Source organism: Sphingomonas sp. SRS2 (assembly GCF_000971055.1).
Lineage (GTDB): Bacteria > Pseudomonadota > Alphaproteobacteria > Sphingomonadales > Sphingomonadaceae > Rhizorhabdus.
The window spans coordinates 1-6,975 of record NZ_LARW01000087.1 but is presented as its reverse complement, the minus strand read 5'-3'; the positions used below and the strand labels follow the sequence as shown (position 1 = coordinate 6,975).

The following is a 6,975-nucleotide window of genomic DNA, read 5'->3' as shown; positions in this document are numbered from 1 at the left end:
TTTTGGCATTGGGCCCTCGGCGCTGACGGAGGCCATGGGCATGCTCAACCACCATTTCGCAGCAGCCGCCTGATCGGCGCAGAGCGACAGCCTACCTCTGACTGCCGCCAATCTTTGCAACAGAGCCGATTTCCGTAATATCAGCGAAGCCCGCAAGATCGTCGAGATCGGCGCCCTGCGATCGTCGCTCGCGCATCGCGACGACAATTGGGAAGGAGACCTCTATGCGGCCTATCACAAGCTCAAGCTGATCGAGGACAGGATGATCACGGCAGAAGGCCTTGAACTAGCCAGCGAGTGGCATTTGCGCAATTCCAAGTTCCATGACAGCCTGGTTCAGAATTGCCGGAATGGCTGGCTAATCGACTATCGGAGGCTGCTCCATGAGCACAGCAATCGATACCTCCGCATTGCGCTCAAGAATAATCGAAAGCATCGGGACGTTCGCAAGGAGCACGCCGCGATTTTCGAGAGTGCGATCAAGGGAGATATGGAACTGTGCTCCGAACTGGTCGGGGAGCACATCGATACTTCGGTGGCGGACGTCGCGAAATATCTCCCGTCGTCAATTGAAGATTTCACGCGCAGGCTGATCAACGGCGCCTGATCGGGCTGCCGGGTCGGGCGAAAAACGTCGGATGAAGGGTTGAGCCACCCGGCCGCGATGACAAGGCGCTTTCATTGTAGCGTTACACCACCGTATCTCGTCAAATCGTCGTGACGGGCAGTATTGGGTGCCCCCTGTTTGTTGGACAGCGTGGCCGGAAGCGTGAGCGTTAGTTACGAGAAACGTACACGAATGTTCCTGCCGGCAGCGCGCGTCGAGCAAGCCAGAAGCCAGCCGCTGGCGACGTCATCCTCATCGAGGACTGAATTGTCGAGCCGCTCGACCTCTCCCTCCAGGAGCCGGCACATGCAGGAGGCACATTCGCCAACCTTGCAGGAGTGAGGCACGTGCAAGCCCGCGACCAGCATGGCGGAGAGGAGGGATTGACCGCTCTTGACCGGAATCTCGTGAAGCTGTCCCTTAACCTGCACCGCCAGCATCGCCTCTTCGCCTTCGCCGGTATCGGTCTCGTCTTCGTCGTCTTGAGCACCGAAATCCTCCTGGTGAACCCGATCAGGATCGAAGCCCTCCTGCTGCAGGACAGCGCGGACCAGGCGCATGAAAGGCTCGGGGCCGCAGAGATAGGCGTCGGCGTCCTTCCACCCATCGAGGGTCGACGACAAGATGGCCGGTGTCGGATAGCCGTCTTCGCTGTCATACCAATATCGGATGTGAAGGCGATCGCCGGCGTCTTGGGACAGTTCTTTCAGTTCGTCCATCATCATCGCCGTTGCGCGATCACGATTGGCGTAGAACATAAAGACCTGGGGCGCTCCGTCGACCAAGGCCTGCCGGGCGAGAGCGAAAATCGGTGCGATCCCGCTGCCGCCGGCGAAAAGCAGGACCGCTCGACCGGTTTGTTCGAGCCGGAAGCGCCCCGCAGGCGGGAGCACCCGCAAGGCCGATCCCGCGTTGGCGTGATCGCAAATCCAGTTCGACACCAGCCCGCCGGCGACCCGCCTGACGAGAACGCCGATGGTGCGGTCCGCGCTGGGCTCAGTGACGATCGAATAGCAACGCCAATGCTCGTCCCCGCTCACGTTCGCAGCGAGAGTCAGATACTGGCCGGGCACGAACGGCAGCCCCGGCGCTCCCCCGTCCAGCGCGCTGAAGTTCACGAGGACGGCGTCCTCCCCCTGCCGTACGACCTCGGCGATCCTGAGGGTTTGCGCCTTTTTCATCGGGTTACGCTCTCACAAGAAAAATGAGTTGTTGCCTTGCGGCCAATCGCTGTCGATCAGATTGATCTGCTTGACCGCAACGCGCAGCTCTCCGGCGACTTCGCGAAGGACGAAGCCGTTCCATCCGGCCAGAAGCCGTGAGAAGCCGTTGCGGAATTCCGCCAGGGTGAAGCTGTAGCGCGCGCGCCATTCATCGCTGGTTCCTGGCGACTGCCACACCTCCAGCCCGCTCCACTGCCGCGCGGTTCTTGAGGTGGGATACTGCGAATAAGCGAAGCCGGTCTCGAGCCGCTCCACACGGTCCAGGAGTCGCCGTCGATCATGAAATTCCAGCGTCACGCTCGTGCGCGGGTCGGGTGCGGGCATCCCTGACGGAATCCAGTAAGCGCATTCGTCGAGATAGAGACCAAGCCATGGCTGATAGGCTCGCTGGTCGAGCAGGCGCGCTTCGACCGAAAGCAAAGCGCCGATCCGATGCCAGAGCGCCGGGTCAATGCCGTCCGCAGGACGAACCTCCTGCGCGCCGAGATCGGAAGAGACGTCGCGAAGCCAATCATAATATGGCTGGTCGACATAGAGCGACGGCGGGTTGTGCTTATACGCCTTACTATCGCGTTCGCTGGCCGCGGCGCTGCTTTCAAGGGCGGTGTTCATTTTGCGTCCTTTCCCTTGTAGATGCGCAGCGTCGGTTCGGCCTGCATCAAGCGCTTCCACTGTGCAAAATAGTTTCTCATATGGAGTTCGGAGGTCACCGGCCCGGTCACGCTCCCATCCTCGTTGACGATGTCCTTGCCGGTTTCGTAATGTCGGCTGATGTCGACCCATTCGTCTTCTGGACTGGCGAGCAGCCCACGGTGACATTCCTCGAAATTATCGGCGTCATCGACCTCGCCAAGGATCGGGAAATCCTCCTGCGTGCGTAGCCGCATCCCGTTCAGTTCATTGTCCGCATCCCGCCGCCGTGTCGCATGAAAATGGACGAACGTCCTGTCGACGGCCGATGGTTGAAGAACCTGGATCTGATTGCCGAGGAAGAGCAGGTTCGGGAAAATATTCAGGTTCATTCCGGCGCCGACCGCGCTTTCCAACGTAGCCTTCACCGCCTCGGGTGCGACGGTCGCCGCGACATGCGCCTCGAAGGGTTCGCGGCCCGGTTGGGGACGTTGCTGTTCCCAGGCGTTCTGTGCAAACATCTCCGGACGCTGATCGAAGAAGGTATGGCCGTTATCGAGGGCGTGGAGCGGCATGTTCGAACGATCAGCGTCCGCGAAATAGGTCATGTCCCCTCCCCCGTAGCGCTGGTTGGTCATCACCAGCAGCGACTGATGGGAGAAAGGCACATGATAGCCGTCGCCGGAATTGTCGTAGACCATCTTCCAGTTGGCTTTGAGGTTGAAACGCTGTGCCCCGGAGACGACGATATTGTCCGCACCGCCTTGATGCGCGATCCACGCATCGATGAACGGGATGGCGTTGCCGAGGTGGGAGATAAGCTGCTGGGCGTCCGGATTCAGCGTAGCGAAGATGAACCCCTTATAGATATCGACCTGAGCGGGACGCGCGAGATTCAGGCCGCGTGATTTGAATGTCGGGCCATAGGCGTTCTTGCCCGGGATGCCGAACAACTCGCCGCGGCCGTCATAGCGCCAGCCATGATAGGGACAGGTGAAACTCGACGCATTTCCACGATGCTCGCGGCAGATGACGGCGCCGCGATGCGAGCAACGATTGGAGAGGACGTTGATTCCGCCGTCTTCGTCCCGGGTCACGAAGACCTCGCGCGTGCCGATCCACGCCTGGCGATAATCGCCCGGTTCAGGGATCTCGCTTTCATGAAGCAGATAGACCCAGTTTCCGGCGAAGATGTTATCCATCTCACGCGCGAAGATGGCGGCATCCGTATAGACCGATCTGTGGATCCGATCGTCCTGGATCAGGCGATCCCATTCGGTTTCCGGTCTCTTGAGTGCTGTAGCGATGCTCATGGGAATTTCCTCTGCCTTCGTTTTCTATGCTTCAATCGCCTGCAGCGCGCGGTCGGCGAGCAACCTGCGTCCGAGTGACTTAACCGATGAGGGTTCGAGCGGATGCTGCGATTCCGCCTCGACGACACGCCACTGCTCATCGCTGAACAGGGAACGATGGAAGGGCATGAAACGCTTCCGCAGGAACTCGTTGCTGACTTCGGGATGTCCCTGCACGCCGAGAAAACGCCCATGGGTCAGGTAAATCTCATTCTCGATCGTTCGGGACGAGGCGAGATGGATGCTGTCCGGCGGCAGCTCGATGACGCATTCGCCATGGCTTTTGGCCAGCGTTGCGGGACGGGCCGTTTCGGGCCAGCGCGTCCCGTCGGCAGCCTCTGTCCAGGTCATCGAATCGACGCCGAACTTGAACGCGCCGCCAGGATTGCGATCGACGCGGCCGCCCAATGCGACAGCGAGGGCCTGCGATCCAAAACAGACGCCGACGATCGGAGACGAGGAATTGTCCCGGACCCACCGGATCAGGTTCAGGAGGTTTTTGACCAGCGGCGTTTCGGCGTCCTCGACAACGGATTTCGGGCTGCCGCCGATGACGAAACCGTCATAGTTCGCGGCGACCGGAAGAAGGTCGCCACTATCCGGATACAGGACGTCCCACTGCTCGCCCGGACCGCCAAAGGCATTTTGGAGTTCAGGCTTCAGTTCGTCGTCCTGCGGAACGGGAGAACACCAGATAGTGGCGAACTTCTTCATTTTCTTGCCTCTCCTCAAAGCAGCTCGAAATACTCACGATGCTCCCACGCGGTAACGCCCTGTGAGCGGGCCTCCACATCGGCGTTGGCCGTGACGAAGCGCTGCCACTCGAAGCGCCGGAGCGTCAGCCAATAGTCGAAGAATGTGTCGCCGAAGGCTTGACGATAGAGGCTGGAGGGCTCGAGCGCGTCGAGCGCGGCGGACAGATCCTGCGGCAGAATGGGGACATCCGCCGAATAGGGATTTTCCTGGAGATCTCCCGGATCGAGATTGCGGCGCAGTCCGTCCAACCCGGCATGGATTTGCGAGGCCAAATAGAGATACGGGTTGGCGCCCGGCTCTCCGACGCGGTTTTCGAGCCGGCTGGCCGGATCGCCCGGATTGGCGATCACCCTGATCATCGCCGCGCGATTGTCGATGGCCCAACTCACGCGATCGGGCGCGAGCGAGTTGGGCCGGCGCCGACGATAGCCATTGACCGTCGGTGTCGTGAAGCTCGACGCCGCGCCGCCATGCTCCAGGAGGCCGCCTGCCCAGGCGCGCCCTACATCCGACAGCGATTGTCCCGGCTGCGGGATAAAGAGGTTCTCGCCCGTCGCCGCATCCGCGAGCGACTGGTGCATGTGCCACCCCGATGGGAAAAGGTTGTCAATGCCCGGCCAGCACATGAAACTGGCCAGATACCCCTTCCGTCTCGCGATCTGTTTGACGGCGGTGCGAAACAGCACCATCGCATCAGCGAAATCGACGCCCTGCAGGATGTTGAACGTCATTTCGAACTGGCCGGGCGCCAACTCGTCCTCGATGGTGAGGAGAGGCAGGTCCAGGGCCAGCAGATGCTGGCGAATCTCGGACAATACATGATCGGCCTCGTCGAGATGGTTCTCGGAGAGGTAGGAATATCCCTTGTTGATCACATGTACCTTGGGCGGCTCGGATGCGACACCGATGCCGCCAAGGTCTCCGGCTTCGAGCGCCGGGTCGACGATCTTGGTCAGGTAGAACTCGACCTCCAGGCCGACGTTGATCTTGTAGCCCAGCGCGTCGAGTTCCGCGACGGCGTGCTTGAGGAGGCTGCGCGGGGCAAGCGGAAACGGCTTTCCGCTACGCAGATGGAGGTCCGCGAGCAGCCATCCCGTGCGATCGGCCCAGGGCAGGACACGGAATGTCGTCGGGTCCGGCACCATGACCATATTGGACACACCGGCCAGTTCGGTGCCGGTGAAGGAATTCTTGCCGAAGGGATCCTGGAAGAAGCCGCTCGCGATATCGACGTTGAACGGTGCGTTCGTCACCTCGGCCCCATTGCGGAAGGCCGCTTTGAGCGCAGCAACGGTCAGGCTCTTACCGCGCAGCATGCCGTATTGATCCGGCCACGACAGGCGGATCATCTGGATGCCTTCCTTTTCGATGCGATCGAGAACCTCTTTCGCCGCGTCTTTTTGCGCTTCAGTCCATAGTCCGTGCCGGGCGATAAACGCCGGAGTTGAGGTAACGTTCTGCTCCATCTTCATCCTCTCCTGAGCTTATAGCCCTGTTTTCACGAGACCGCCCTCCCAACGGCCGGTCTGTATTCAGCTTTCCGGATTGTCCGCCGGCCTCTTTGCACGCTGATCAGCAACGAACGCATCCGCGATAGCCCGGCGCGCGGCCGGAACCTCACGGATCGCGATTGGTGACGGGTATAATCTGGACCGGCAAAACCGTTCCGTCAATCTAAAAACGTTTTTGAATACAAGAAAACGACTATGACTTTTTGCTGTTCGGCCCACGGATGCGCTATCGTCGATTTTGGGATGGATCGGATTCAACCCTCTGATGCTCGGCATGCGAAGCTATCGAGGAGACGACCATCACGTCTGGCTTCGCTGAACGCTGAACTCGCTCAAAACATGCACACCCCTGCCCCTGCCGAATGGTAGGCTGAACGAGGTTAAAGCGGGAAATGCCGCATAGTCTGGAGAGAGACGTCGGCATCGCCAAGGGCCGTGGAGAATTCGGCTCTGTTGCAAAAATCGTGAAGCTTGAGCATGCTTGGCGGAGATTGGACGGACGGAACGATGACGGATTTCAAGTGGCGCCATTTCCAGGGTGATGTGATCCTGTGGGCGGTGCGCTGGTATTGTCGCTATCCGATCAGCTATCGCGACCTTGAGGAAATGCTGGCGGAACGCGGCATTTCGGTCGACCATACGACGATCTATCGCTGGGTCCAGTGCTACGCCCCGGAGATGGAGAAGCGGCTGCGCTGGTTCTGGCGGCGTGGCTTTGATCCGAGCTGGCGCCTGGATGAAACCTACGTCAAGGTGCGGGGCAAGTGGACCTACCTGTACCGGGCAGTCGACAAGCGGGGCGACACGATCGATTTCTACCTGTCGCCGACCCGCAGCGCCAAGGCAGCGAAGCGGTTCCTGGGCAAGGCCCTGCGAGGCCTGAAGCACTGGGAAAA

At 60.3% G+C, this 6,975-nt stretch carries 6 protein-coding genes and 1 pseudogene; 2 read left to right on the top strand and 5 right to left on the bottom strand.

Translation table 11 applies throughout. The annotated features are described in order from the left end of the window. The first annotated feature begins 97 nt into the window (after positions 1-97). Positions 98-607, top strand: a complete 510-nt coding sequence (locus tag WP12_RS11675) for an FCD domain-containing protein (RefSeq protein ID WP_084691113.1) — start codon at positions 98-100, stop codon at positions 605-607. 173 nt (positions 608-780) lie between these two features. Here WP12_RS11675 and WP12_RS11670 read toward each other — a convergent pair whose 3' ends face one another. Genes WP12_RS11670 through WP12_RS11650 form a run of 5 tightly spaced genes read right to left on the bottom strand, consistent with a single transcriptional unit; the run spans position 781 to position 6,034 of the window. Beyond that, positions 781-1,788 (bottom strand): ferredoxin--NADP reductase, encoded by a 1,008-nt coding sequence (locus WP12_RS11670; protein ID WP_046193896.1) that lies wholly within the window; start codon positions 1,786-1,788, stop codon positions 781-783. A 12-nt stretch (positions 1,789-1,800) separates the two neighbouring features. Beyond that, positions 1,801-2,442: an aromatic-ring-hydroxylating dioxygenase subunit beta gene (locus tag WP12_RS11665; RefSeq protein ID WP_052730349.1), complete on the bottom strand. Its 642-nt coding sequence runs from the start codon at positions 2,440-2,442 to the stop codon at positions 1,801-1,803. After that, positions 2,439-3,773 (bottom strand): aromatic ring-hydroxylating oxygenase subunit alpha, encoded by a 1,335-nt coding sequence (locus WP12_RS11660; RefSeq protein ID WP_046193895.1) that lies wholly within the window; start codon positions 3,771-3,773, stop codon positions 2,439-2,441. The genes WP12_RS11665 and WP12_RS11660 overlap by 4 nt, the downstream gene beginning before the upstream one ends. A gap of 24 nt (positions 3,774-3,797) precedes the next feature. Continuing rightward, complete coding sequence (locus WP12_RS23445; protein WP_052730348.1) at positions 3,798-4,526, bottom strand: type 1 glutamine amidotransferase; 729 nt, start codon at positions 4,524-4,526, stop codon at positions 3,798-3,800. 14 nt (positions 4,527-4,540) lie between these two features. After that, positions 4,541-6,034, bottom strand: coding sequence for a glutamine synthetase family protein (locus tag WP12_RS11650; protein WP_200894513.1), 1,494 nt, complete (start codon positions 6,032-6,034; stop codon positions 4,541-4,543). Positions 6,035-6,586: 552 nt separating this feature from the next. Between WP12_RS11650 and WP12_RS11645 the strand changes: the two are divergent. Further along, a pseudogene (locus WP12_RS11645) lies at positions 6,587-6,975 on the top strand (IS6-like element IS6100 family transposase); the annotation flags it as partial.

Excerpts from the sequence above, each read along its gene's own strand:
- WP12_RS11650 (WP_200894513.1), bottom strand. The coding sequence starts at position 6,034 with ATGGAGCAGAACGTTACCTCAACTCCGGCGTTTATCGCCCGGCACGGA.
- WP12_RS23445 (WP_052730348.1), bottom strand. The coding sequence starts at position 4,526 with ATGAAGAAGTTCGCCACTATCTGGTGTTCTCCCGTTCCGCAGGACGAC.
- WP12_RS11665 (WP_052730349.1), bottom strand. The coding sequence starts at position 2,442 with ATGAACACCGCCCTTGAAAGCAGCGCCGCGGCCAGCGAACGCGATAGT.
- WP12_RS11660 (WP_046193895.1), bottom strand. The coding sequence starts at position 3,773 with ATGAGCATCGCTACAGCACTCAAGAGACCGGAAACCGAATGGGATCGC.
- WP12_RS11670 (WP_046193896.1), bottom strand. The coding sequence starts at position 1,788 with ATGAAAAAGGCGCAAACCCTCAGGATCGCCGAGGTCGTACGGCAGGGG.